The sequence below is a fragment of the Streptomyces shenzhenensis genome (genome assembly GCF_003688995.1).
GTDB lineage: Bacteria > Actinomycetota > Actinomycetes > Streptomycetales > Streptomycetaceae > Streptomyces > Streptomyces shenzhenensis_A.
This window is the reverse complement of the sequence record NZ_PENI01000048.1, coordinates 1-24249: the sequence shown is the minus strand read 5'-3', so window position 1 is coordinate 24249 and position 24249 is coordinate 1. Positions and strand designations below refer to the sequence as shown.

General features: G+C 74.0%; 21 protein-coding genes. 9 read left to right on the top strand and 12 right to left on the bottom strand.

The window, feature by feature from the left end; all coding sequences use genetic code 11:
• Positions 1-97: 97 nt before the first annotated feature.
• From CTZ28_RS42470 to CTZ28_RS42460, 3 genes are all read right to left on the bottom strand, one after another.
• On the bottom strand, positions 98-1360 hold the full coding sequence (locus CTZ28_RS42470) for a DUF4032 domain-containing protein (protein WP_121895115.1): 1263 nt from the start codon (positions 1358-1360) through the stop codon (positions 98-100).
• A gap of 31 nt (positions 1361-1391) precedes the next feature.
• On the bottom strand, positions 1392-2138 hold the full coding sequence (locus CTZ28_RS42465) for an MBL fold metallo-hydrolase (RefSeq protein ID WP_121895114.1): 747 nt from the start codon (positions 2136-2138) through the stop codon (positions 1392-1394).
• 85 nt (positions 2139-2223) lie between these two features.
• Entirely contained in the window at positions 2224-2850 is a 627-nt protein-coding gene (locus tag CTZ28_RS42460) for an alpha-ketoglutarate-dependent dioxygenase AlkB (protein ID WP_121895113.1), read from the bottom strand.
• 138 nt (positions 2851-2988) lie between these two features.
• On the opposite strand from CTZ28_RS42460, the gene CTZ28_RS42455 reads away from it, so the two are divergent.
• Together CTZ28_RS42455 and CTZ28_RS42450 are read left to right on the top strand one after the other, a co-directional pair.
• A complete protein-coding gene (locus tag CTZ28_RS42455) occupies positions 2989-3618 on the top strand; it encodes a TetR/AcrR family transcriptional regulator (RefSeq protein ID WP_121895112.1) in 630 nt (209 codons plus the stop codon).
• A gap of 19 nt (positions 3619-3637) precedes the next feature.
• Positions 3638-5311, top strand: a complete 1674-nt coding sequence (locus CTZ28_RS42450) for an FAD-binding dehydrogenase (protein WP_121895111.1) — start codon at positions 3638-3640, stop codon at positions 5309-5311.
• Between the two features lie 22 nt (positions 5312-5333).
• Here the strand turns inward: CTZ28_RS42450 and CTZ28_RS42445 are convergent, their stop codons facing one another.
• The gene (locus CTZ28_RS42445) at positions 5334-5684 is read right to left on the bottom strand and encodes a DUF488 domain-containing protein (protein WP_121895148.1); all 351 of its coding nucleotides are present in this window, start codon (positions 5682-5684) and stop codon (positions 5334-5336) included.
• Between the two features lie 166 nt (positions 5685-5850).
• On the opposite strand from CTZ28_RS42445, the gene CTZ28_RS42440 reads away from it, so the two are divergent.
• The 3 genes from CTZ28_RS42440 (at position 5851) to CTZ28_RS42430 (ending at position 9916) form a co-directional block, all read left to right on the top strand.
• Positions 5851-7290, top strand: a complete 1440-nt coding sequence (locus CTZ28_RS42440; protein ID WP_259472071.1) for a M1 family metallopeptidase — start codon at positions 5851-5853, stop codon at positions 7288-7290.
• A 98-nt stretch (positions 7291-7388) separates the two neighbouring features.
• Positions 7389-8096, top strand: a complete 708-nt coding sequence (locus CTZ28_RS42435; protein WP_121895109.1) for a response regulator transcription factor — start codon at positions 7389-7391, stop codon at positions 8094-8096.
• Positions 8093-9916: a sensor histidine kinase gene (locus tag CTZ28_RS42430; protein ID WP_121895108.1), complete on the top strand. Its 1824-nt coding sequence runs from the start codon at positions 8093-8095 to the stop codon at positions 9914-9916. Before CTZ28_RS42435 ends, CTZ28_RS42430 begins: the two co-directional genes overlap by 4 nt.
• Before the next feature lie 84 nt (positions 9917-10000).
• Here CTZ28_RS42430 and CTZ28_RS42425 read toward each other — a convergent pair whose 3' ends face one another.
• On the bottom strand, positions 10001-11221 hold the full coding sequence (locus tag CTZ28_RS42425; protein WP_121895107.1) for a saccharopine dehydrogenase family protein: 1221 nt from the start codon (positions 11219-11221) through the stop codon (positions 10001-10003).
• A 146-nt stretch (positions 11222-11367) separates the two neighbouring features.
• Here CTZ28_RS42425 and CTZ28_RS42420 point away from each other — a divergent pair, with 146 nt between their 5' ends.
• Complete coding sequence (locus CTZ28_RS42420) at positions 11368-12081, top strand: TetR/AcrR family transcriptional regulator (protein WP_121895106.1); 714 nt, start codon at positions 11368-11370, stop codon at positions 12079-12081.
• Between the two features lie 75 nt (positions 12082-12156).
• On the opposite strand, the gene CTZ28_RS42415 is transcribed toward CTZ28_RS42420, so the two are convergent.
• Positions 12157-13056: a LysR family transcriptional regulator ArgP gene (locus CTZ28_RS42415; protein ID WP_121895105.1), complete on the bottom strand. Its 900-nt coding sequence runs from the start codon at positions 13054-13056 to the stop codon at positions 12157-12159.
• Positions 13057-13157: 101 nt separating this feature from the next.
• Here CTZ28_RS42415 and CTZ28_RS42410 point away from each other — a divergent pair, with 101 nt between their 5' ends.
• Together CTZ28_RS42410 and CTZ28_RS42405 are read left to right on the top strand one after the other, a co-directional pair.
• The gene (locus CTZ28_RS42410; protein WP_121895104.1) at positions 13158-13775 is read left to right on the top strand and encodes a LysE/ArgO family amino acid transporter; all 618 of its coding nucleotides are present in this window, start codon (positions 13158-13160) and stop codon (positions 13773-13775) included.
• Positions 13776-13864: 89 nt separating this feature from the next.
• A complete protein-coding gene (locus CTZ28_RS42405; protein WP_121895103.1) occupies positions 13865-15172 on the top strand; it encodes an MFS transporter in 1308 nt (435 codons plus the stop codon).
• Positions 15173-15176: 4 nt separating this feature from the next.
• Here the strand turns inward: CTZ28_RS42405 and CTZ28_RS42400 are convergent, their stop codons facing one another.
• The 3 genes from CTZ28_RS42400 to CTZ28_RS42390 form a co-directional block, all read right to left on the bottom strand.
• Positions 15177-15632, bottom strand: a complete 456-nt coding sequence (locus tag CTZ28_RS42400) for a cyclic nucleotide-binding domain-containing protein (RefSeq protein WP_121895102.1) — start codon at positions 15630-15632, stop codon at positions 15177-15179.
• A 201-nt stretch (positions 15633-15833) separates the two neighbouring features.
• Positions 15834-18053: an FUSC family protein gene (locus tag CTZ28_RS42395; RefSeq protein ID WP_121895101.1), complete on the bottom strand. Its 2220-nt coding sequence runs from the start codon at positions 18051-18053 to the stop codon at positions 15834-15836.
• Between the two features lie 83 nt (positions 18054-18136).
• Positions 18137-19519 carry an NAD(P)/FAD-dependent oxidoreductase gene (locus tag CTZ28_RS42390; protein WP_121895100.1) on the bottom strand — a complete coding sequence of 461 codons (1383 nt, stop codon included), beginning with the start codon at positions 19517-19519 and terminating at the stop codon, positions 18137-18139.
• 1097 nt (positions 19520-20616) lie between these two features.
• Here CTZ28_RS42390 and CTZ28_RS42385 point away from each other — a divergent pair.
• Positions 20617-21429, top strand: a complete 813-nt coding sequence (locus tag CTZ28_RS42385) for a methyltransferase domain-containing protein (protein ID WP_121895099.1) — start codon at positions 20617-20619, stop codon at positions 21427-21429.
• Positions 21430-21477: 48 nt separating this feature from the next.
• Here CTZ28_RS42385 and CTZ28_RS42380 read toward each other — a convergent pair whose 3' ends face one another.
• The 3 genes from CTZ28_RS42380 to CTZ28_RS42370 form a co-directional block, all read right to left on the bottom strand.
• Positions 21478-21912, bottom strand: coding sequence for an ATP-binding protein (locus tag CTZ28_RS42380; RefSeq protein ID WP_121895098.1), 435 nt, complete (start codon positions 21910-21912; stop codon positions 21478-21480).
• A 94-nt stretch (positions 21913-22006) separates the two neighbouring features.
• On the bottom strand, positions 22007-23911 hold the full coding sequence (locus CTZ28_RS42375) for an AMP-dependent synthetase/ligase (RefSeq protein ID WP_121895097.1): 1905 nt from the start codon (positions 23909-23911) through the stop codon (positions 22007-22009).
• A 114-nt stretch (positions 23912-24025) separates the two neighbouring features.
• Positions 24026-24249: alpha amylase C-terminal domain-containing protein (locus tag CTZ28_RS42370; protein WP_183154865.1), on the bottom strand; the 224-nt coding region annotated here is incomplete at its 5' end.

Sequence of the window (24249 nt, the reverse complement as noted above, 5' to 3'; positions counted from 1 at the left end):
TGGCGCCGCACACGAACGACGGACGCCGCGGCTCTTCCGGCGGAGCGCTCGGCGCCGCAGCCGAACAACGACACACCCCGGCCGATCCAGCGAAGCGTCAAGGCTCCAGCGGCGCGCGCGCCTCAGGCAGGACGTTCGCGATGTAGTCGGCGACCGCCGTGTCCAGACCGATGTCGTGCTGCGCGCGCTCGGACAGGTACCAGCGGTGTTCGAGCAGCTCGTGGTAGATCTCCGCGGGATCCATCGCACCGCGCAGCCCGGGCGGCACGGCCCGCACGGTCGGCCGGAACACGTCCCGCACCCAGCGGTGGGCCAGCACCTCGGGACGGGCGGCCTCCGGGTACCCCTTGGCCGAGTGGAGCCGGGAGCTCGCGGGAGGGGCGCCGGGCGCGTAGTCCTCCTGGGTGGCCATCCAGCTCTCCAGGTCGTTCAGCAGCCGCCGGGCCTGGTTCTCCTCGGTGTCCAGGCCGGTCAGGCGCAGCAGTTGGCGCTGGTGGTGGCCCGCGTCCACGACCTTGGGCACGAAGGTGACGGAGTCGCCGTTGGCGGAGTGCTCGATCTGCATCTCGGCCACGTCGAAGCCGAGGTCGTTCAGGCGCCGGATGCGGCGCTCGATGTAGTGGTACTTGCCCGCCGGGTACACCGAGGTGCGGGTCAGCTCCTGCCACAGCCCGTCGTAGCGGGTGCAGATCTCATGGCCGAACTCGACGGGGTCGACGGAGGGGTGCAGCGCCCCGGACGCCTCCAGGTCCAGCAGCTCGCCGCTGATGTTGACGCGCGCCAGGTCGAGGTCGTACTCCCGCTGCCCGGGGCTGAGCCGCGGATGCAGCTCGCCGGTCTCGGCGTCCACCAGGTAGGCGGCGTACGCGCCCGCGTCGCGCCGGAACAGCGTGTTGGACAGCGAGCAGTCGCCCCAGGCGAACCCGGCCAGGTGCAGCCGCACCAGCAGCACGGCCAGGGCGTCCATCAGCCGGTGCATGGTCTCCGGCCGCATGGTCGTCTCGAACATCGAGCGGTACGGCATCGAGCCGCGCAGATGCCGGGTGACCAGCACCGACTCCAGCGGCTCCCCGGCGGCGTCGGTGCGGCCGGTGAGCACGGCCAGCGGGTCGACGGCCGGGATGCCGAGCCGGTCCAGGTCGCGCAGCAGCTCGTACTCGCGCAGCGCGGGCCGTTCCGCGAGCTCCTTGACCGCGATGATCTCGGTGCCGGCCCGGGCGTAGCGCACCACGTGCCGGGAGATGCCGCGCGGGAGCGGCACGAGACAGTCCTCGGGCCACTCCTGAAGGGGCAGGCTCCAGGGGAGTTCCAGCAGGAGCGCGGGGTGCTCCGGGTTGGTGGCGCTGATCTGCATGGCCATGGCACGAAGCCTATAAGGCCTCGCGCGCGGTTCAGCGTGCCCGGTCCCGCGCCTGCTCGGCGGCCTCGCGCACCGACCCGTGGTGCACCGGCCCGTGGCCCGGCAGCAGGATGTCGCCGTCGAGCCGCGCGATCAGGTCCAGCGAGTCCGCCGCGCGGGCCCGGGCGTGGTCGAACATGGCCGGCAGCAGCTGGGGCCCGCGCAGCCGGCTGGTGGCGTGGCCGCTGACGAGGGCGTCGCCGGAGATGACGATGCCGAGGTCGGGCAGGTGGTAGGCGGCGTGCCCGTCGGTGTGGCCGGGGGTGTGCACCGGGACCGGCCGGCCGGGCAGGTCCAGCGCGCCCTCGGTGGGGAACGCCTCGGCGGCGGTGACCGGGTGCTGCTCCGTGCCCCCGGCGCGCAGCACGTGCACGAGCCACGGCAGGACGCCCGGCCGCCAGACGTTGCGCAGCACCGCGCCCACGGTGACCTGCTGGAGGAACTCCCGGCGGGCGTGCGGGACTTCGGCCTGGTGCAGATAGACCGGGGTGCCATAGGTGCGGTGCAGGTACGCGGCCGAGCCCAGGTGGTCGTTGTGCGCGTGCGTGATCAGCACGGCCTGGACCGCCTTGGGCGAACTGCCGACCTCGGCCAGTGAGTCGAGGACCAGCTGCCGGTCCCCGGGATAGCCGGTGTCCACCAGGGTCGCCGCGTCCCCGTCCGTGAGGATCACCCAGTTGGTGTTGTTGCCGTGCACCAGATAGGCGCCGTCGGCGACTTGGCGTACGTCTGCCCGCATGATCTCCCCGAGTCCTGAGCGCGCTGCCCGACGGGGACAGCCAACCAGACGCGCGGGCCGCCGCGGCATGCGGGGTGCGCGACGCTCACCGTACGCCGTGCGGGCGGAACTGGACGCTGACGCGCGGCCCCGTGGCGCGGGTCGTCTTCGGCACACAGTGCTCCCACGTCCGCTGGCAGGAGCCGCCCATCACGATGAGATCGCCGTGGCCGAGCGGCCGGCGGACCGAGTGGCCGCCGCCCGCCGGGCGCAGCAGCAGGTCCCGGGGCGTGCCCACGGAGAGGATCGCCACCATGGTGTCCTCGCGGGCGCCGCGCCCGATCCGGTCGCCGTGCCAGGCGACGCTGTCCCGGCCGTCGCGGTAGTAGCACAGGCCGGCCGTGGTGAAGGGTTCGCCCAGTTCGCCGGCGTAATGGCGGGAGAGCGCGGCGCGGGCCTCGGCGAGCACGGGGTGCGGCAGCGGGTCGTCCGTCCCGTAGAAGGAGAGCAGCCGCGGTACGTCGACGACGCTGTCGTACATCGTGCGCCGCTCCGCGTGCCAGGGCACGTCCGCGGCCAGCAGTTCGAACAGCGCGTCCGCCCCGCTCAGCCAGCCGGGCAGCACATCGATCCAGGCGCCGGCGCCCAGTTCGGTCCGGCGCGCGCCGTCGAGGGCGGCGAGCCGCGGTTCGTCGGCCTGGTCGAACAGCGAGCCCTGGAAGTGCGTGGCCATGCGACCAGCGTAACCCGCTAATCGAAAATGTGTTCCCATGATCGCGCGCCGGGCGCCTGCCGCTGTGCGACGGCGCTTCCCGGCCCCTGTCGATGCATCGGCGTATCCGATACATTCACGTATCCGATGGAGGTCCCGATGGCGACGGAGCAGACGGCGGCGCGGGTGACCCGGCGCCGGGTACGGACCCGGGCCCGGCTGCTCGACGCCGCGTTCACGGTGTTCGCCGCGAAGGGGTTCGGCCGCGTCTCCATCGAGGAGGTCTGCGAGGCCGCCGGCTTCAGCAGAGGCGCCTTCTACTCCAACTTCGCCACCCTGGACGAGCTGTTCTTCGCCCTCTACCAGGAGCGGGCCGACCTCATCGCCGAGCAGGTGGCCGACGCGCTGGCCCTCGACGGCCCCGTCCTCGACGTCCCCGCCTCCGTGGCCCGGGTCACCGAGGTGCTCCTGCTGGACGTGGACTGGCTGCTGGTCAAGACGGACTTCCTCGTGCACGCCGCCCGCCGCCCCGCCGTGGCCCAGGCGCTCCTCGACCACCGGGCCCGCCTCAGAGGGGCGATCGCGGACCGGCTCCCCCGGGCCGCGGGGCACACACTCCCCGCCGCGCTCGGCGACGCCGACGGCGCCGCGCACGCCGTGGTCGCCGCCTACGACGGAGTCACCACCCAACTGCTGCTGGACCGGGACGTGGAAGCCGCCCGTGCCTGGCTCGGCCACCTGCTCACCGCGCTGCTGACCGACGGCAGCACCACCCCGCACGAGTCGTAGAGGAAAGGGAACGGTCGCCATGGACGCGGACGTCATCGTCGTCGGAGCGGGCCTCGCCGGCCTGGTCGCGGCGCACGAACTCACCAGCCGGGGCAGGCGCGTGGCCCTGGTCGACCAGGAGAACGCCGCCAACCTCGGCGGTCAGGCGTACTGGTCCTTCGGCGGGCTCTTCCTCGTCGACTCCCCGGAGCAGCGGCGCCTCGGCGTCAAGGACTCCTTCGACCTCGCCTGGAACGACTGGCAGGGCAGCGCGCGGTTCGACCGGCTCGCCGACGAGGACTCCTGGGCGGTGCGCTGGGCCCGCGCCTACGTCGAGTTCGCGGCCGGCGAGAAGCGGTCCTGGCTCCAGGGACACGGCATCTCCCTGCTGCCGACCGTCGGCTGGGCCGAGCGCGGCGATCTGCGCGCCGACGGGCACGGCAACTCCGTGCCGCGCTTCCACATCGCCTGGGGCACCGGCACCGGCGTCGTCGAGCCGTTCGCGCGCCACGCCCGACAAGCCTCCCGGGACGGGCTGCTGACCTTCCATCACCGTCACCGGGTGGACGAACTCGTCGTCGAGGCGGGGCAGGCGACCGGCGTGCGCGGCACCGTCCTCGCCCCCGACGACGCGCCCCGCGGGGTCGCCTCCAGCCGGGACCGGATCGGTGACTTCGAACTCACCGCCCAGGCCGTGATCGTCACCAGCGGCGGCATCGGCGCCAACCACGACATCGTGCGCCGGTTCTGGCCCGAGCGGCTCGGCACACCCCCCGCGCACCTGGTCACCGGCGTCCCCGCCCATGTCGACGGCCGGATGCTCGACATCAGCGCGGCGGCGGGCGCGCGCCTGGTCAACCGGGACCGCATGTGGCACTACACCGAGGGCCTGCACAACTGGGACCCGATCTGGCCGGGCCACGGCATCCGCATCCTGCCCGGCCCCTCCTCGGTCTGGCTGGACGCGCTCGGCCGCCGGCTCCCCGACCCCTGCCTGCCCGGCTACGACACCCTGGGCACCCTCGCACACCTGCGCACCACCGAGGACCTCAAGGACCACGACCACTCCTGGTTCGTCCTCACCCGGAAGATCATCGAGAAGGAGTTCGCGCTGTCGGGCTCCGAGCAGAACCCCGACATCACCGCGAAGGACCGCAGGGCGGTGCTGCGCGACCGGCTGCTCGGCAAGGGCGCACCCGGGCCCGTGCAGGACTTCGTGCGCCACGGAGCGGACTTCGTGACCGCCGACACCCTGGAGCGGCTCGTCGAGAAGATGAACGGCCTCACGGAGCGGCCGCTGCTGGACCCCGCCGAGGTGCGCCGCCAGATCGAGGCCCGCGACCTGCAGATCGACAACCCCTACAGCAAGGACTCCCAGGTGCAGGGCATCCGCAACGCCCGCCGCTACATCGGTGACCGCCTCGGCCGGGTCGCCGTCCCGCACCGCGTCCTCGACCCCGCCGCGGGCCCGCTCATCGGCGTCAAGCTGCACATCCTCACCCGCAAGACGCTCGGCGGCATCCAGACCGATCTGGACTCCCGCGCCCTGGGCGCCGACGGACAGCCCCTCGGCGGGCTGTACGCGGCAGGTGAGGTGGCCGGGTTCGGCGGTGGCGGCGTCCACGGCTACAACGCGCTGGAGGGCACCTTCCTCGGCGGCTGCCTGTTCTCCGGCCGCGCCGCGGGGCGGGCCGCGGCGCGGCAGACCGGGTGAGCGGCCGGGGCAGTTCGCCGCGTCAGGTGCTGAGGAGCGCCGCCAGGACCGCCGCATGACTGTGCCGCGGGTTCTTGGAGGCGGTGAGCAGCGTCACCGGACCGGTGCGGGCCGACTCGCGCAGTCCGTCGAGGAGAGCGGCGGACCCGGGCTCCGCCAACTCGGCCTCGTAGCGGTGGCGGAACTCCGCGTAGTCGCCCTCGCCCGCGTGGTACCACTCGCGCAGCTCGGCCGACGGGGTCAGGGTCCTGGGCCACTCGTCGATCTCGGCGGCGTCCTCGGCCATGCCGTGCGGCCAGCGCCGGTCGACCAGGACCCGCAGGCCGTCGTCGGGCTCGGGGGGTTCGTGGACACGGCGCACGCGTACGCTCACGATCGGCACCTCTCTGCGGCGCGGACGGTGCTGTGAGCGTACTGTGACGAGACCGTCCGACCGGCGGACGACGCGGCGCGACACCCCGGACGTGCGCGGACCAGGGGAGAGACCGCCCCCGGTCCGCGGCAGATCGACCGTCGGCCACCCCTCTCAAGGAGCGCATGTGACGCCACCCCCGCAGCAGGGCGCGGGACGACGCATCAGGGCGTTGCGCCGCGAGGCCGTTCTCGCCGCCGTCCCCGTCGCCCTGGCGGCGCTGCTCGGCGCATCCGCACCGTCCGTGGCCGGCGCGCCCGGAGCGTCCGGCGTGGGCGACCCGTACTTTCCGCTCGCCGGCAACGGCGGATACCACGTCCGGCACTACGACCTGACACTTCGTTACGACCCCGGCGCCCGGCACCTCGACGGCACGGCGGTCCTCACCGCCCGTGCCACCCATGCGCTGTCCCGCTTCGACCTCGACCTCCAGGGGCTCCGGGTCACCGGCGTCACCGTCGACCGCGAGGCCGCGGGCGTGCGCCGCAGCGGCCAGGAACTGGTCGTCACCCCGCGCCGGCCCCTCGACAAGGACCAGGAGTTCCAGGTCCGGGTCGACTACGACGGCACGCCCCGGCCCGTCACCGAGTCCGACGGCTCGCAGGACGGCTGGATGCCCACCGACGACGGCGCGTTCGTCGCCGGCGAGCCGCAGGGCTCGATGACCTGGTTCCCGGCGAACAACCACCCCCGGGACAAGTCCTCGTACGACATCACGATCACCGTCCCCGAGGGGCGCACCGCCGTCGCCAACGGTGTCCTGCTCGGGCAGCGCACCGCGCACGGCCGCACCACCTTCCGCTGGCGCCAGAGCGAGCCGATGGCCGCCTACCTGGCCACGGCCTCGGTCGGGACGTTCCAGGTCGAGCGGTACACCACCGGCGACGGCATCGAGGTGTACAACGCCGTCGACCCCCGGGAGGCGAAGGCGGCGGCGCCCGTCCTGCGGAAGCTGCCCTCCGTACTGGAATGGGCGAGCGGGCTGTTCGGCCCGTACCCGTACCGGGCCGCCGGATCGATCGTCGACCACGCCCCGGACGTCGGGTACGCCCTGGAGAGCCAGAGCCGGCCCGTCTACGCCGTCGCACCGGACCTGTCGACCTTCGTCCACGAGACCGCCCACCAGTGGTTCGGCGACTCTGTCGCCCTCACCTCCTGGAAGGACATCTGGCTCAACGAGGGCTTCGCGAGCTACGCCGAGTGGCTCTACGACGAACAGCACGGCGGCGACACCGCGCAGGAGACCTTCGACGAGCTGTACGCGAGCCCGGACGACGACGGCCTGTGGGACATCCCGCCCGGTGATCCGGGCAGCGGCGACACCCTCTTCGAGGCCCCGGTGTACGACCGGGGCGCCATGACCCTGCACGCGCTGCGCACGGCCGTCGGCGACCCCGCGTTCTTCCGGATCCTGCGCGCCTGGCCCACCCGGCACCGAGACGGGCACGGCACCACCGGGGAGTTCGTCCGCCTGGCCGAGCAGGAGTCCGGGAAGGACCTGAAGAGCCTGTTCCACACCTGGCTGTACACCGAGGGGAAACCTGAGCGCTCCGCTGCCAGGCCGTGATGGGCTCGTCGGCCTTCGGGAACCTGACGAGTTCCTCACAGGTGTCGGCGAAGATCGGCACATGACCCGACGCCGAGACAGGGCCTAGGATCCGCCGCGTGTGCGCACATGTGCTGGTTGCCGAGGACGACGAGATGCAGGCCGAACTCATCCGCCGCTCCCTGCTGGCGGAGGGTCACACCGCCACCGTGGTCCACGACGGCGCCGCCGCCCTGGACGCGGCCCGCCGGCTCGGACCCGACCTGGTGGTCCTGGACCTGATGCTCCCGGTGGTCGACGGCTTCGGGGTCTGCCGGGTGCTGCGCGGCGGCGCACAGGACACCGCCGACATCCCCGTGCTCATGCTCACCGCCCGCTCCGCCGAGGACGACCTCCTGCTCGGCCTGGAACTGGGCGCCGACGACTATCTCACCAAGCCCTACAGCCCGCGCGAGCTGATGGCCCGCATCCGGACCGTGCTGCGGCGCAGCGGGCGGGGCGTCGGCGTGCGCGAGGACCCCGTCGCCCGCGCCGCGGGCATCAGCGTCGACCCGGTGCGCCACGAGGTGCGCTGCGACGGCGTGCCGGTGGAGTGCACCCCGGCCGAGTTCCAGATCCTGCTTGCCATGGCCGCCGAGCCGGAACGGGTCTTCTCCCGGCGGCAGTTGCTGCAGGCCACCCGCGGCTTCGACCGGGCCTCCACGGAACGGGCCGTCGACGTGCACATCATGAACCTGCGCCGGAAGATCGAGGCCGACCCGCGCCGGCCGGTGCGGCTGCTCACCGTGTTCGGGGTCGGCTACAAGCTCAGCGGCGGCCGGCCGTGACGGGCCGGATACCGCTGCGCAAACGGCTGCTGGTCCGGCTGCTGATCGCCTCGGTGCTGATCGCCGTGTGCTCGGTCGCGGCGACGGCCTGGCTTGCCGTGACCACCACCACCAGCGCCCTGCGGGAGGAGCAGGGCCAGGACCTCGCCGCCGACATGGACATCCTGGCCCGGCTCAGCGGGTACGCCGCCGGCCACCCCGACTGGAAGGGCGTCCGGCAGACCGTCCGCGACCTGGCCGCGAAGACCGGCCGACGCATCGCCCTGACCAGCCCGGACCGGGTGCTGCTCGCCGACTCCGCGCCCCGCGGCACCCCGCTGCCGCCGCGGCCCGCCGCCTCCGTCGACCCGCTGCGCACCGACACCTACACCGAGCCGGGGGCGCAGCTGAGCGGCCTGGACCCGCGGGCGGTCGGCCCGTACCGGCTCACCGCCGGGGAGCGCGAGCGGCTGGACGCGGTCGCCGCGAAACAGCGGGCCTGCTTCGAGGGGTTCGGCATCCGGGCCACGATCGAACGGACCCCGGCCGGGCGGCCGTTCGTCACCGCCGCCGACGGGACGGCGGCGCCCGGCTACTTCGAGGACCGGTGCGGCTACCCGCCGGCCGCCCCCACCGCCACGGAACGCAGGGCGCTGACCGCGCTGACCGGCCGGACCAGCGCCTGCCTGGCGCGCAAGGGCATGGACCCGGACCTGCCGCTGTACCTGATGCTCGACCCCGGCAGCGCCGGCGCCTCCGGCCGGTTCCTCGTGAAGTACGCCGGGGCGGCCGACGACAAGGGGACGCGCCTGGTGCAGAGCTGCGTCGACAGCGCCCGCCGCGCTCAGCTCGACCCGTACGTCGCGCCCGTGGCCGAGCTGTTCCTCGGCTTCGGCGACCAGGCGACCCCCCGCTTCGACATGTCCCCGGCGAACAAGGCCAAGGTCGTCGGGGCGGCCGGTCTCGTGCTCGCCGTCACGGTCGCCGTGACCGCCGTGGTCGCCACCCGGCTGGTCCGGCCCCTGCGGGCGCTGACCGCGGCCGCCCAGCAGCCGCCCGAACGGCATGTGCGGGTCCCGGTGACCACGCGGGACGAGACGGGGATCCTGGCGGAGGCGTTCAACGACCTGACCGAGCGGCGGGAACGCCTCGAAGCCCAGCGCAAGGCGATGGTCAGCGACATCGCCCATGAACTGCGCAGTCCGCTCACCAACATCCGCGGCTGGCTGGAGGTCACCCGGGACGGCCTCGTCGAACCCGATCCGGCGCTGCTCGACTCCCTGCACGAGGAGGCGCTGGTGCTCCAGCGCGTCATCGACGACCTCCAGGACCTGGCCGCCGCCGACGCGGGCACCCTGCGCCTGCACCGCGAGCCGGTCGCCGCGGGCGATCTGCTCGACCAGGTCGCCGCGGCCCACCGGGTGGCGGCCGACGCGGGCGGGGTCACCCTGCGCACCGAGTCCGGCGGCGACCCGTGGCTGGACGCCGACCCGGTGCGGATGCGCCAGGCACTCGGCAACCTGGTCTCCAACGCCCTGCGGCACACGCCCGCCGACGGGACCGTGACCCTGGCCGCGCGCCGGGACGGCGACGAGGTCGTGTTCACCGTCGCCGACACCGGCCACGGCATCGCCGCGGACGATCTGCCGCACGTCTTCGACCGGTTCTGGCGCGCGGAGAAGTCCCGCAGCCGGCGCACCGGCGGCAGCGGCCTCGGCCTGCCCATCGTCCGCCATCTGGTCGCCGCCCACGGCGGAACGGCCGGCGCGGCGAGCGAGCCCGGCCAAGGCGCCGTCCTCACCCTGCGGCTGCCCGGCATCCCACCGCCCCGCGACGGCTGACCCCGCCGGCCGCCCCGAACTCCCCATGCGTGCGCGCCCGTTGCGCAGGACGCCCGGGGGCGCACCGGCGGGACCGGGCGGCGGTCACTGTTCGCGGATGCCCCACGGCGAGCCGTACGCCGTCAGGAGGTCGAGGAACGGGCGGGGCGGGAACGCCTCCGGGCCGAGGACGCCCGACCCCGACCAGGCACCCGTGGCGAGGAGTTCGAGCGCGACCACGGGGTTGACCGCCGTCTGCCACACCACGGCCTGGCACCCGTACTCCGCCATGGACCACTCGTTGTCGACGACGTGGTACAGATACACCTCGCGCGCGGCGCCGTCCTTCGTGCCGCGCACCCAGGTGCCCGCGCAGGTCTTGCCGTGCATGCGCCCGCCCAGCGTCGCCGGGTCGGGCAGGCAGGCGGCGACGACGTCCCGGGGCGACACCGCGACCGGGCCGTCCGCGCCCGGCACGGTCACCGGTTCGGTGCGGTCCAGGCCCAGCAGATGCAGCGTCCGCAGCGTCTCGATGAACTCCCGGCCCAGACCGTACTTGAACGTCACACGCCCGGCCGTCACCCAGCGCGGCACGAGCAGCACCTCCTCGTGCTCCACGTTCACGCACTCCACCGGCCCGATGCCGGCGGGGAAGTCGAAGACCTCGGGCTCGCTGAACGGCTCCGTGGTGAACCAGCCGCGTTCCGCCTCGTGGACGACCGGCGGGTTCAGACACTCCTCGATGGTGGTCCAGATGCTGAACGACGGCGCGAAGTCATAGCCGTCGACGGTGAGGTTCGCACCGTCGCGGACGCCGATCTCCTCGATCTCGTCGAAGAGTTCGTCGGCCGCGTACCGGGCGAACACGTCCGACAGACCGGGCTCCACGCCCATGCCGACGAGCGCGAGCGCGCCCGCCTCCGCCCAGTCGGCGGTGTGCGCGAACTGCTCGTCGCCCAGCTTGACCCCGCACACCTCGTACGGCCGCTCGGGATCCGGGCGCGACAGGGACATCGCCATGTCGAGGTAGGTGACGCCGGCCGCCCGTGCCGCCCGGAACAGGGGCATGACGAAGCGCGGATCGGTGGCGTTGAACAGGACGTCGCAGCCGTGCCGCGCCAACAGGCCGGCCACCGCCGACTCGTCGGCGGCGTCGACGCGCTCGGCGCGGAACCGGGACCCGTCCTGGCCCAGGGCCGCGACGGCGGCCTCGGCCCGGGCGAGGTCGTGGTCGGCGACCACCATCAGGTCGAAGAACGCACGCCGGGCGGCGATCCGGGTGACGGCGGTGCCGACACCGCCCGCTCCCACGAGCAGTACACGCATGGCGAAAACTCCCTGTCGAACGGAATCCGGGGTCGGGACGGGCGGACGCGCCCGGCCGGAATACAACGCCGGAGGCCCGCGTAAGGTCAATGGCGTTGGCATAAGAGCGCCGGGGCGCACCCCGGCTTCCCGGAGGGAGGCGGGCCGTGCCGAAGCCGGTCGTGCCCGAGGAGAAGCGGCGGCGCCGCCGCCCCACCAGGAGCGGCACCGTGCTGTCCGAGCGGCTGATCGTCGACACCGCGCTGCGCATGCTGCGCGAGCACGGCAGCGCCGGCCTGACCGCGCGGCGCCTGGGCCTGGCCCTGGACTGCGACCCCAGCACCCTGTACCGCTACTTCCGGGGCATGGACGATCTCACCCTGGCCATCGGTGACGCGCTCATCGGGCGTGCGCTGCGAGGCTGGCGGCGGACCGGTCAGTGGCGGGCGGACCTGCGGGCCCTCGGCCTGCGCATCCACGCCGCGTACGTGGCCCACCCGCAGGCGGCCCTGCTGACCGCGAACCGGGTCACCGGCCGCGCGCACGAACTGGCCGCCGACGAGGCCGTCCTGGACATCCTGCGCACCGCCGGCTTCCCGCTCGCCGACACCGTGCGCGTCTACCAGGCCTTCATCGACCAGACCCTGGCCTTCGCCGCCCTGGACGCCGCGTCGCTGGCCCTGCCGAGCGACTCCCTGCGCGCCGACGAGGCCAAGTGGAGCTCGACCTACGCCCGGCTGCCCGCCGCCACCCACCCCCGTATCGCCGAGGCGGCTCCCCTGCTGGCCACCCGCATGCTCACCAGCGCCTATCCGGCGGCCCTCGACCTGCTCCTGGACAGCGCGGCCCACCAGCTGAGCGCCGGCCCCGAAGCGGGCTGAGCACGTGAGGGCCCGACCGGCCACGATGCCGCCGCAGCCGACCGACGGCGCGGCACGGCCCTGCCCGCGGAGCGTTCAGCGCCGCAGACTCTCCAGGGCCGTCGCCGTCACGGCCTCGGCCACCGTCGCCAGCGCGGGGGAGTCGAGTCTCCACTGCTGCCAGTACAGCGGGGTGTCGGCCCAGCGGCCGGGGGCGAGCCGGACGAGGCGGCCGGTGCGCAGCAGCGGACCGGCCTGGGACTCGGGCACCATGCCCCAGCCGAGTCCCGCGGCCACCGCCTCGGCGAACCCCTCGGAGGTGGGCACGTAGTGCCGGTGCGCGCTCGCGGCACCGGAGCCGCCGCCCAGTGTGCGGACGAAGTCGTCCTGGAAGTCGTCCCGCCGGTCGAAGACCACCACCGGCGCCACGGCCAGCGCGTCCGACAGCGGCCCGGCCAGCCGCTCCGCGGCGAACTCCGGCGCCGCCACCGGGAGGTAGCGCATCCGCCCCAGGGGACGCACCGAGCAGCCCGGCACCGGATCGGGCGACGAGGTCACCGCCGCCATCACCAGCCCCTCCCGCAGCAGCGCCGCCGTGTGGTCCTCGTCCTCGCGCCGCAGCTCGAAACTGAGCCAGGGCTCCTGCGGCACCCGTCGCAGCGCCGGCAGGAACCAGGTCGCGAGCGAGTCCGCGTTGACCGCCACCGACACCCGCGTGGGCTCCCCGGCGCCGCTGAGCCCCAGCTCGCCCCGCGCGTCCCGGTCCAGCCGGGCCAGCTGCCGGGCGTACCGCACCAGCACCGCGCCGGACTCCGTCGGCCGCACCGGCTTGGTGCGCTGCAGCAGCACCCGGCCCGTGCGCTGCTCCAGCGCCTTCACCCGCTGGCTGACGGCCGAGGGCGTCACCCGCAGGGCGGCGGCCGCCGCGTCGAACGTGCCCTCGTCCACCACCGCGAGCAGCGTCCGCACCTGGTCGAGGGGCAGCTCCGGCACCATCGCGGCCTCTCACCTCCTCCTCGGGCGGCCTGCAGATCCGCTAATGGTACGTAAAAACCTTTAGCTGTACGCCGGGTGATCGCATGGTTAGCGTCATCGGCATGCCCGCCGCCCTGACCGCCGCTGCCGCCGGATTCGGCACCGGCCTCTCGCTCATCGTCGCCATCGGAGCCCAGAACGCGTTCGTCCTGCGCCAGGGCGTCCGCCGCGACGCGGTCCTCGCGGTCGTCGGTATCTGCGCCCTCTCCGACCTGGTGCTCATCGCGCTGGGCGTCGGCGGCGTGGGCGCGCTCGTGGTCGCCTGGCCCGGGGCGCTCACGGCGGTCGGGCTGACCGGCGGCGCCTTCCTGCTCTGCTACGGCGCCCTCGCCGCCCGCCGCGTCGTCCGGCCCGCCGCCACCGGGCTGCGCACGGAGGGCGAGGCCGCGGGCTCCCGGCGGCGGGCGGTGCTCACCTGTCTCGCGCTGACCTGGCTCAACCCGCACGTCTACCTGGACACCGTGTTCCTGCTCGGCTCGCTCGCCGCCGACCGCGGCCCGCTGCGCTGGACGTTCGGCCTCGGCGCGGCCCTGGCCAGCCTGTGCTGGTTCGCGGCGCTCGGCTTCGGCGCCCGGCTGCTCGGCCGTGTCCTCGCCGGACCGCGGGCCTGGCGGGTCCTGGACGGCCTGGTCGCGGTGATCATGATCACGCTCGGCGCGCTGCTCGTCGCCGGATCCTGAGACGACCGAGCGCACCGTTTCGGCGGGCACGGCCGCTGCTGCCATAGTGAAGCCCGAATCGAAAGATGTAACGAGCAACCAGGAAGCCCGTGGACACCAGCGAGAGCACCGACGGCAGCCGCGCCGCACGGTCCGACACCCCCGAGCCGGAACCGGAACCGAGACGCGGCTGGCGCCGCTGGGCGATGGACACCCGCCCGCTGCGCCGTCCCGCCTATCGCAGGCTGTGGTCCTCGACGATCGTCACCGCGGTCGGCAGCCAGCTCACGGCCGTCGCCGTGCCCAAGCAGATCTACGACATCACGCACTCCTCCGCCTGGGTCGGCTACGCCGGCCTCGCCGGGCTGCTGCCCATGGTGGTGTTCGCGCTGTGGGGCGGCGCGGTCGCGGACACCGTGGACCGCCGCAAGCTGCTGCTGGTGACCAACATCGGCATCGCGGTCACCTCGCTGCTGTTCTGGGTGCAGGCCGTCACCGGGACGGACTCGGTGGTCGTCCTGATGGTCCTGCTCGCCGTGCAGCAGGCGTTCTTCGGTCTCAACGCCCCGGCGCGCAACGCCTCCATCGCCCGGCTCGTCCCGGCGGAGGAACTGCCCGCCGCGAACGCCCTCGGCTCGACGGTGATGCAGACCGGCCTGGTGGCGGGGCCGCTGCTGGCCGGCGCGCTGATCCCGGTCGTCGGCCTGGCCGAGCTGTACCTCCTCGACGCCGTGGCGCTGTGCGTCACCGTGTGGGCGGTCGCCCGGCTCCCGGCGCTGCCGCCGCTCGGCAAGCCGTCGGCCCGGCGGGCCGGCCTGCGGGAGATAGCGGCCGGCTTCCGCTACATGTCGCTGCACAAGGTGCTGCTGCTGTCCTTCCTCGCCGACATCGTCGCCATGGTGTTCGGCATGCCCCGCGCCCTGTTCCCGCAGCTGGCCGCGGAGACCTACGCCTCGTACGGCGAAGGGCTCGCGCTCGGTGTGCTGTTCGCCGGGATCCCCGTCGGCGCGGTGATCGGCGGGCTGCTCTCCGGCACGTTCTCCCGGGCGCGCCGGCACGGCTGGATGGTCATCGGCGCGGTGGTCGGCTGGGGCATCGCCGTCGCGGGCTTCGGGCTGAGCCGCAACCTCTGGGTCGCGCTCGCGTTCCTCGCCGCCGCGGGCGTCGCCGACATGATCTCCATGGTCTTCCGCGGGGCGATCCTGCTGTCCGCCGCCACCGACGAGATGCGCGGCCGCATGCAGGGCGTCTTCACGGTCGTCGTCGCGGGCGGCCCGCGCCTGGCCGACGTGCTGCACGGCACGGCGGGCGCCGCCTTCGGCCCGCGCGCCGCCGTCGTGGGCGGCGGCCTGCTGGTGGTCGCCGTGATGCTGGGGCTGGCCGCAGCGGTGCCCGCGCTGCGCCGCTACCGCATCTGAGCCGCTACAGCGTGCTGCGCCGGTGGACCGTGTACTGCTCCATGAGCTTGCCCCGCGTCAGCTCCAGGCGGTGGGCGAGGATCTCGGCGACGGTCCGCACCAGCGACAGCCCGAGCAGCGGGTCCTCCACGCTCAGCGCGAGCACCGCGGACGCGTCGTACTCGTAGGCCCGTACGAAGCTGAACGCCACGGCACCGAAGTCCCAGGTGTACGGCGGGAAGAGCCATGACCAGCCGAGCAGGTCGCCCGCGCCGAGGCTCGCCACCGTCACCCGCTGATGGGAGGTCACCTGCTGGTCGAGGTTGACCGCGCCCGACCGGATCACCCAGAACCGGTCGGCCGTGCCGCCGGCCTCGAAGATCCTGGTGTCCTCGGCGAAGGACACCTCCCGCGCCAGTTCCATGAGGCGCTCGCGCTGTGGTTGCGGCAGGGCGGTCAGCAGTTTTATCGCTTTGGTCATGGCGCAGGGCTCCTCGCCGGGGGATTCCGGAGTTCTCCCTACGCCCATTTCAGCCGCTGGCGCCGCCCCGGGCACCTCGGGGGCCGCAGAATGACGGGAATCCGGCCCGGCGGGCGGACAACGGGCGGACGAAGGGCCGCATCGCCGGCCGCCTCGGCATCTCCCGGACGCGGCTGTGCCGAAGCCGCCGACGGTCCGCGCTCACTGCGCGCCCCGCGCGACCGGCACGCCGAGCGGCCGGGCCAGACCCACCACCGCCTGGTCCAGCCGTTGCAGGTGCCGCAGCACCCGGTCGGTCACCTGCCCGTAGCGCGGGACGGCCGGCGTGCAGGGCCGCAGCAGGGACGCGATGCTCTGCCCGGTCTCCACCTCGGCCACGGCCTGCCGGTCCGCGACCCTCGCGGCGATCGCCTCCACGTTGTGCACGATCCGGCCGCCCGCCCCGCGCAGCCGCGGATCCGCCGCTATCGACGGCTTCGCCGGCAGCAGCACGGCGGTGGCCGCCAGGGACCGGGCGTGATAGGCGCACGTCTCCAGCAGCGCCACCACATAGCGCGCGGTGTCCCGGCGCGTCCGCAACGGCGTGATCGGGTGGGTCAGCGGCTGCGCCGAGGCACGCAGGTCCGCCAGCGCCTGGTCCAGCTCGCGCGCCCGGTCCAGCAGATCCGCCGGGGGCGCGCCGCTCAGCTGGTCGACCGCGGACCGTGTGACGTCCGCGAGCCGGTCCAGCACGGTGACCAGCAGTTCGTTCGTACGCCGGTCCGTGCCCACCGGCAGCACCACCGCCGCCGCGATGATCCCGCAGGCCGCGCCCAGCGCCGTCTCCTCCACCCGCAGCACCAGGACGGCGAGGCTGTAGGTGTTCAGCAGCGTGTACAGCAGCCCCAGCATCGCCGTGACGAAGAACGACATCAGCGTGTAGGACAACGGGGCCGTGTAGAACATCGCGAACATGAACAGCAGCACCAGCGCGAACGCCGTCCACGTGTGGTGGCCGACGAGCCCCGCAAGCCCGATGCCCGCCACGACCCCGAGGACCGTGCCCAGCAGCCGGCGGTAGCCCTTCACCAGGATCTCACCGGTGGACGCGGTGTTGATGAACACGATCCAGCAGGTCAGCACCGCCCAGTACCAGCGCTGACTGGACAGCAGCTCGCCGCCGCCGATGGCGAGCGCCGACCCGACGGCCACCTGCACGGCCGCCCGCGTGGTGGGGCGCCGCAGCCCCGTGGGCGCCGCCTCGTCCGCCTCGCGCTCCTCGCTGCCGCCGATCGCCGCGTCCTCCGCGTCCAGCTCCTCGCGCGAGCGGGTCGTCGCGGGGGAGTCGTCGGACTCGTCCTGCGGTCCGTCCAGGGCGGTCCGCAGCCCCAGGACCGCCCGCGCGGCCTCGCCCAGGCCCCGGAAGACGTCCTGCACGGCGGCCGAGGCGTGCGGCAGGTTCTCCTCGTCGCGGTAGCCGAGCAGCCGGTTGCGGACCCGGGACAGTGCCGCCCCCCGGTCCGGCCGCAGCACCAGCAGGCGCAGCGCCTCCAGGTCCCGGCGCAGCACCTCGGTCGCCTCGTCCCGCACCGGCTGCCCGACCCCCGAGGGCAGCGGCGCGCCCGGCAGATGCAGGGTGAGCGTGTCCGCGCGCTCGGCGCTGCGCGCGGTCAGCAGCATCAGGCCGAGCCGTTCGGCGGCGATCTCGGCCTCCGCGACGCGCCGCTGCAACAGCCGCGCCACCGCCTCGTCCGAGGTGCCGTCCTCCAGCCGGCCCTGGATCATCAGCGCGCTCTCGTGCAGCCGCGCGGTCCTGACCCGGACCACCTCCAGGGCCTTCTCCACGTCCTGCGGGCCGGCGTCCAGCAGCTCGGTCTGTGCCGCGACCAACTGGGCGAGCCGGGCCCGGAAGGCCCGGCGCAGCCGGTCCAGGACGCCCGCGGGCGTCTGCGCCACCAGCACGAACCGGGCCACCGCGCTGCACCCGAAGGCCAGCACGAGCGCCCCGTACAGCCCGGGCAGCAACGGCACGGTCGCGCGCACGAAGAGGGACAGGAAGTAGACCTGGAAGCCGATCAGGCCGAGCGCCGTGCCCCGGTCGCCGAACCGGCGGCCGTAGACGGCGCAGAAGATGAGCGCCACGAAGAACAGGTCACCGATCACGACGTGCGCGTTCAGCAGCGTGCCGAGCGACAGGGAGACGAGCGCCACGGGCAGGCCCAGCGCCAGCGTCACGGCCTGCCGGTCGCGCCGCTTCTCACGGACGGCGAAGGTGGCGACCATCGCCGCCATGGCCCCGGCCACCAGATGGGTCACCCCGGCCCGCAGCAGCGCCAGGACGAGCAGGGCCAGGGCCACGGCCGTCACCGTGCGCAGCCCGGCGGTGAGCCGGAGCAGCCCCGGGTCGGCCGCCGCGAGCCGGTCCCACGGCTGCGCCCGCATCGACCGTTCCGCTGTCCTCACGCCGCCGCGCTCTCTCCCGTGCCGCCCCGTGATCTGCGACCCAGCATGGCACGGCGCCCGGTTCAGTCGGCCGGGCTGTCCAGGGCCCGGCCCGCCACGTGCGCCCGCACCTGGTCGGGCGTCAGATACGTGTTGGTGTACTCGAAGTCCTTGAGCTTCGCGGGGCGGCGCGCCTGGAACCCGGTCCGCACGAAGTCGTCTCCGCCGATGGCGTTGAGCAGCCAGTTGGTCAGGACGCGGGTCTTGGCGACATTGGTGCGCAGCGCCGACCAGTGGTAGCCGCGGGCGACGGCCTGGGCGGGCAGCCCGCGCAGCTCGACGCCCAGCGGCTTGGAGACGGCGTCCCGGCCCCCGAGGTCGACGACGAGCCCGAGGTCGTGGTGCACGTACGGGCTCAGCGGCTGGTTGCGCAGCGTCGCGATGACATTGTCGGCGACCTGCCTGCCCTGCCGGCTTGCGTGCTGCGCGGTGGGCGGGCAGACCGCCCCCTCCTCGTGCTCGGCCCGGTCCGGGACGGCGGCGGCGTCGCCCAGCGCGAACACCCCGTCGTGCCCCGGCAGCGTCATCTCCGCGGTGACCGCGAGCCGCCCGCGCACGGTGTCGGCGCCGAGCGTCGCCATCAGCGGGCTGGCGACGACTCCGGCCGTCCAGATCAGGGTGTGGGTGGGCACCACCCGGCCGTCGGTGAAGGTGACCTCCCGCGCACCCGCCTTCGCGATCGACACCCCCAGGGAGATGTCGATCCCGCGCCTGCGCAGGATCTGCTGCGCGCTGCGGCCGAGCTTGTCGCCGAGCTCCGGCATCAGCTGGGGCGCGATGTCGATCAGGTGCCACTTGATCAGGGCCGGGTCAAGCCGTGGGTAGCGCCGCAGGGCCGCGTGCGTCAGGCGTTGCAGACAGGCCGTGGTCTCGGTGCCGGCGTAGCCGCCGCCGACCACCACGAACTGCAGCCGCGCGGCGCGCTCGCCGGGGTCGTCGCTGGCGTCGGCGAGGTCGAGTTGCGAGATGACGTGGTCGCGCACGTAGGCGGCCTCGGCGAGGGTCTTCATGCCGTAGGCGTGGTCGATCAGACCGGGGATGTCGAAGGTGCGGGTCACGCTGCCCGGGGCGAGCACGATGTAGTCGTACGGCTCGTCGACGACCTTGTCGGTGATCGTCTGGACGACGCACACCTTGGCCTTCAGATCCACGCCGATGGCACCGCCCGGGATGATCCGGGTGCGGTACCTCCTGCTGCGGCGCAGCGAGACCGCGATCGACTGGGGCGTCAGCACGCCGGAGGCGACCTGCGGCAGCAGCGGCAGGTAGAGCTGGTACGAGTAGGGCGTCACCAGCGTGACGTCGGCCTCGTCGGGGGCCAGCTTCCGCTCCAGGCGGCGCACGCACTCCACACCGGCGAAGCCTGCGCCCACCACCAGGATCCTGGGTCGTGTCACGGTGTCCATCCCTTCTGCGGCCCCGGGCGGGTCCGGTTCGGCGCCGTACCCCGCCCCGGATCGCTGCCGCGCACCCCATTGATCCCACCGTGCCCCGAGCGGTTCCGCCAGCCGAGAGCGACAGGCAGCCGAACCCACGACCACCACGCCTGCCCGCCCGGACCCTGAGCGACCGCGTCGAGGGCCTGGCCGGTGCGGGGTCCGCCGTCGGTCCGTACGGGGGCTGCCGTCGGGTCGGCGGCCGCCCTGTACGACGCGTGCCGCGTCTGTGTCCCGGCCGTCGTCGTGGTCGCCGGGGAGCTGAGCGATTGCGTCGAGGTCTCGGCCGGTGTGGGGCCGTGGTCGGGTCCGTACGTGGGCTGCCGTCGGTCCCGGGTCGGGTGGCCTCGCCCGGCCTGGCCGGCAGCCCCGAACGGCCGTCCCGTACGAGCCGCACCGCACCCGGGCCCTGAGTGACCCGCGTCGAGGGCCTGGCCGGTGCGGGTCTGCCGTCGGTCCGTACGGGGGGCTGCCGTCGGCCTCGGGTCGGCGGCCGCCCTGTACGACGCGTGCCGCGTCTGTGTCCCGGCCGTCGTCGTGGTCGCCGGGGAGCTGAGTGATTGCGTCGAGGTCTCGGCCGGTGTGGGGCCGTGGTCGGGTCCGTACGTGGGCTGCCGTCGGTCCCGGGTCGGGTGGCCTCGCCCGGCCTGGCCGGCAGCCCCGAACGGCCGTCCCGTACGAGCCGCACCGCACCCGGGCCCTGAGTGACCCGCGTCGAGGGCCTGGCCGGTGCGGGTCTGCCGTCGGTCCGTACGGGGGGCTGCCGTCGGCCTCGGGTCGGCGGCCGCCCTGTACGACGCGTGCCGCGTCTGTGTCCCGGCCGTCGTCGTGGTCGCCGGGGAGCTGAGTGATTGCGTCGAGGTCTCGGCCGGTGTGGGGCCGTGGTCGGGTCCGTACGTGGGCTGCCGTCGGTTCCGGGTCGGTGTGCCGGAGGCTGCTCTGTACGGTCCGTTCCGTGCCTGTGTCCCGGCTGCCGTTGCGGGGTATGCGACGGCCGGGCGGAGCGGGGGGCGTCCGTCTGTGCGAGTGGGCCACGCGCGGGCCGTGGGGACCGTAGAGTGCCCGCCATGGCGCAGACACGGCCCGGCCCGGGCTTCCGCACGCACACCACCGAACCGGCCGAGGTGGCACCCCTGACCGGCGCGCTCGACGCGCAGGACGCCAACCCCGGGGTACGGCGGCTGCGCGCCTGGGCCCATGCCGCGCTCGCCGTCAAGGGCGGCGAGCGGGCGCTGGACGTCGGCGCCGGTACCGGCTCGCAGACCCGGGAACTGGCCGCCGCGGTCGGCCCCGAGGGCCTGGCCCTGGGCGTCGAACCGAACCCCGGGCTGCGCGCTGTCGCCGAGGAGCGGTCCGCGGACACCCGGGCCCGCTTCACGCACGGCGACGCGCTGGCCCTGCCGGTGCCCGACGCCTCGGTGGACGTGGTCTGGTGCGAACGCGTCCTCCAGCACCTCGCCGAGCCGGACCGGGCGGTCGCCGAAATGGCCCGGGTGCTGCGCCCCGGCGGCCGAGTGGCGCTGCTCGACACCGACTGGGCCACCACGGTGCTGCATCCCGGGGATCCGGAGACCACGTGGGCCCTCGCCTCGGGCGCCCTCACCGGCGCCGCCAACCCGTACTCCGGGCGCCGGCTCGTCGGACAGGTCACCGCGGCCGGACTGGTGGTCGACGACCGCGGCTCCGAGGCCCTCTTCCAGGACCACCGGTCGGTCGCCTGGCCGATCATCCGCATGCTGGGCGACTCGGCGGTGCACCGCGGACTGCTCACCGAGGACCGGCGCGACGCCGCGTACGCCACGCTCGCCGAGGCGGCCGAGCAGGGCGGTCTGCACATGTCCGTGACGATGTTCGGCGTGGTCGCACACCACCCCGGCTGACGCCGCGCCGCGGACGGCACCCGCCCGCAGGCCGCCCGGGCCGCCCGGTCACCAGGGCAGGAAGGCGTGGATGTCCTTGCCGCCGTCGGTGATCACCACGCTGACCTGGTCGCACAGCGTGTCCACGAGCCGCCAGCCGACCCCGCCGCCACCCGTGCGAGGGCTGAAGGGCCGCGGCTCGGGCCGCACCGTGCTGGTGTCGTGCATCGTGATGTGCACACCGTCGAACGTGCGGCGCAGCCGGAGGGCGAACGGCCCCGGCGCGTACTGGACGGCGTTGGCGGCCAGCTCCGTGACCACCAGCAGGATGTCGTCCCAGTACTCGAGGGCGGCCGGCGGCGTCCTGCGGGCGAGGTCGCCGAGGAAGTCCTGCGCGGCGAGCCGGGCACCCGTCACACTGCGCAGCTCCCCCGAGAAGGAGACCCAGCGGTCGAAGGCCTCCTCCGAGAGGGGTGTGTTGTCCCGTCGTCGTCCGGTCGCCATCGTGTCTTCCCCAGCGCCGTGTGAACCGGACCGCCGTCCCGGCCGTTCTCTCCTTGGGCTGGGTTCCCGCGGTCGGGCCGGCTACGCCTCCCGCTCACCGGAACACACTGTCCGGGTCGTCCCAGTCGGCCGGCTCCTGCTGGGGCGGCCGCCGCAGGGTGTCGGAGCGTGCCTGGTACATCGCCTCGATCTCGGCGGCGTAGTGCCGGGTGATGGCGTCCCGGCGCAGCTTCATCGACGGCGTCAGCAGCCCGTTGGACGTGTCGAACGGCGCGGGCAGCACCCGGTGGACCCGGATGGACTCGGAGCGTGACACCGCGCTGTTGGCGGCGGCCACGGCCCGCGCGATCTCCTCCCGCAGCGCGTTCTCCTCCCGTGCCTCCCGGCCGGGCGCGTTTCCCTGTAACGCCGGTGACGACCGCCAGTACGCGAGGAAATCCGGGTCCAGGGTGATCAGGGCGCCCACGCACGGCCGGTCGTCCCCGACCACCAGCGCCTGATGGACGAGGGGATGCATGCGCAGCCGCTGCTCCAGCGCGGCCGGCGCCACGCTCTTGCCGCCGCTGGTGACGATGATGTCCTTCTTGCGGCCGGTGATGGTCAGATAGCCCTCGGAGTCCAGCCGCCCGAGGTCCCCGGTGGCCAGCCAGCCGCCGCTCAGCGCCGCCCGCGTCGCCGCCTCGTCGCTGACGTAGCCCTGGAACACCGAGGGGCCGCGGACCAGGACCTCCCCGTCCTCGGCGACCTGGATCCGGGTGCCCGGCAGGGCCTGCCCCACGGTCCCCGACTTCTCCCGGCCCAGCGGCTGCATGGTGATCCCGCCGCCCGACTCCGTCAGCCCGTAACCGTCGTTCACATAGATGCCGATGCCCTCGAAGAAGAGGGAGAGCTCCCGGCTGAGCGACGAGCCGCCCGAGGAGCCGCGGACCACCCGGCCGCCCAGCGTGGCCCGCAGCCTGCGGTACACCGTCCGCTCGTACAGGGCGTGTTGCAGCCGCAGATCCAACCCGGGGCCGGGCCCCGCGCCCAGCCGCCGCCGCTCCTCGGCCGCGGCGAAGTCCCGCGCCGTCTGCGCCGCCCGCTCGAACAGCGCGCCCCGGCCACCCTGCTGGGCCGCGCGCAGGAAGTTCTTGTACAGCTTCTCGAACAGCGACGGCACCGCGCAGAAGTAGGTGGGCCGGAAGGAGCGCAGCGCCGACGCCAGCGCCGCGTCGGTCATCTCCGGCTCGTGGCCCAGCAGGATGCCGCCGCGCAGACACAACACCTGGATCATGAGCCCGTAGACATGTGAGAACGGCAGGAAGGCCAGCACCGACGCCTGCTCGCCCGGCGGCGCCGCCGTGTGCGCCCAGCCCGCGAGCAGCGTGTCGCACGGATACGCCAGGCTGCGGTGGCTCAGCGCGCAGCCCAGCGGACGGCCGGAGGTGCCGGAGGTGTAGGCGATGACCGCGGTGGAGTCCGGCAGCACGATCCGGCGCAGCGACTCCACGGTGGTCAGCGGGACGATCGCGCCCCGCTCCACGAGCTGCGGCAGCGCGTCCGTGTCCAACTGCCACACGTGCCGCAGCCGCGGCAGCCGCGCGCACAGGGTCCCCACCGTCATGACGCCCTGTTCGTCCTCCACCAGCACGGCCACGCAGCCGGCGTCGCGCAGGATCCACTCGACCTGCTCGCGCGAGGCGTTGGGATGGATCGCCACGATCTCCGCGCCCACCGTCCACAGCGCGTGGCCGAACACGGTCCACTCGTAGCGGGTGCGGGCCATCACGGCGACCCGGTGGCCCGGGGAGATCCCGCAGGCGACCAGGCCCTTGGCCAGGTCCACCACCTCGTCCCGCAGCTCGACGGCCGTCACCTGCCGCCATGCGGCCAGGGCGTCGTCCGTGCGGCGCGCGAGCACCGGCAGGGTGGGATTGCGGGCCGCCGTGTCGAAGACGGTGTCGGCGAGCCCGCCGTGCATGTCCGGAGTGGGGTCCGGAGCGAGAGCGGGGTCGCGCATGCGCTGCTCCTGGGATGTACGGAGGGTGACGCTGTTGAACACGATTGTGTTCAACGGTGCTCGAATCTAGCCCAGGTGAGCGCGCTTGGGGTCGGGATCGGCGAACTGATCGGATCAGACCGCGGGCGCCGGCACCAGCCACACCGTCGCGAGCGGCGGCAGGGTGACGCGGAGGTGTCCGTCGTGCGGCACGGCGAGGCCCCGGCCGGTGACATCGCTGCCGCCGTAGCGGGCGTTGTCGGTGTTGAGTGCCTCGTGCCATGCGGGGATGTCGTGGGGTACGCCGAGTCGGTAGTCGTGGCGGACGAGGGGGGAGAAGTGGGACACCGAGAGCAGGG

Coding starts and splice junctions, on each gene's coding strand:
- CTZ28_RS42470 (WP_121895115.1), bottom strand. CDS start 1,360: ATGGCCATGCAGATCAGCGCCACCAACCCGGAGCACCCCGCGCTCCTG.
- CTZ28_RS42465 (WP_121895114.1), bottom strand. CDS start 2,138: ATGCGGGCAGACGTACGCCAAGTCGCCGACGGCGCCTATCTGGTGCAC.
- CTZ28_RS42460 (WP_121895113.1), bottom strand. CDS start 2,850: ATGGCCACGCACTTCCAGGGCTCGCTGTTCGACCAGGCCGACGAACCG.
- CTZ28_RS42455 (WP_121895112.1), top strand. CDS start 2,989: ATGGCGACGGAGCAGACGGCGGCGCGGGTGACCCGGCGCCGGGTACGG.
- CTZ28_RS42450 (WP_121895111.1), top strand. CDS start 3,638: ATGGACGCGGACGTCATCGTCGTCGGAGCGGGCCTCGCCGGCCTGGTC.
- CTZ28_RS42425 (WP_121895107.1), bottom strand. CDS start 11,221: ATGCGTGTACTGCTCGTGGGAGCGGGCGGTGTCGGCACCGCCGTCACC.
- CTZ28_RS42415 (WP_121895105.1), bottom strand. CDS start 13,056: ATGGTGCCGGAGCTGCCCCTCGACCAGGTGCGGACGCTGCTCGCGGTG.
- CTZ28_RS42410 (WP_121895104.1), top strand. CDS start 13,158: ATGCCCGCCGCCCTGACCGCCGCTGCCGCCGGATTCGGCACCGGCCTC.
- CTZ28_RS42400 (WP_121895102.1), bottom strand. CDS start 15,632: ATGACCAAAGCGATAAAACTGCTGACCGCCCTGCCGCAACCACAGCGC.
- CTZ28_RS42395 (WP_121895101.1), bottom strand. CDS start 18,053: ATGCGGGCGCAGCCGTGGGACCGGCTCGCGGCGGCCGACCCGGGGCTG.
- CTZ28_RS42390 (WP_121895100.1), bottom strand. CDS start 19,519: ATGGACACCGTGACACGACCCAGGATCCTGGTGGTGGGCGCAGGCTTC.
- CTZ28_RS42385 (WP_121895099.1), top strand. CDS start 20,617: ATGGCGCAGACACGGCCCGGCCCGGGCTTCCGCACGCACACCACCGAA.
- CTZ28_RS42380 (WP_121895098.1), bottom strand. CDS start 21,912: ATGGCGACCGGACGACGACGGGACAACACACCCCTCTCGGAGGAGGCC.
- CTZ28_RS42375 (WP_121895097.1), bottom strand. CDS start 23,911: ATGCGCGACCCCGCTCTCGCTCCGGACCCCACTCCGGACATGCACGGC.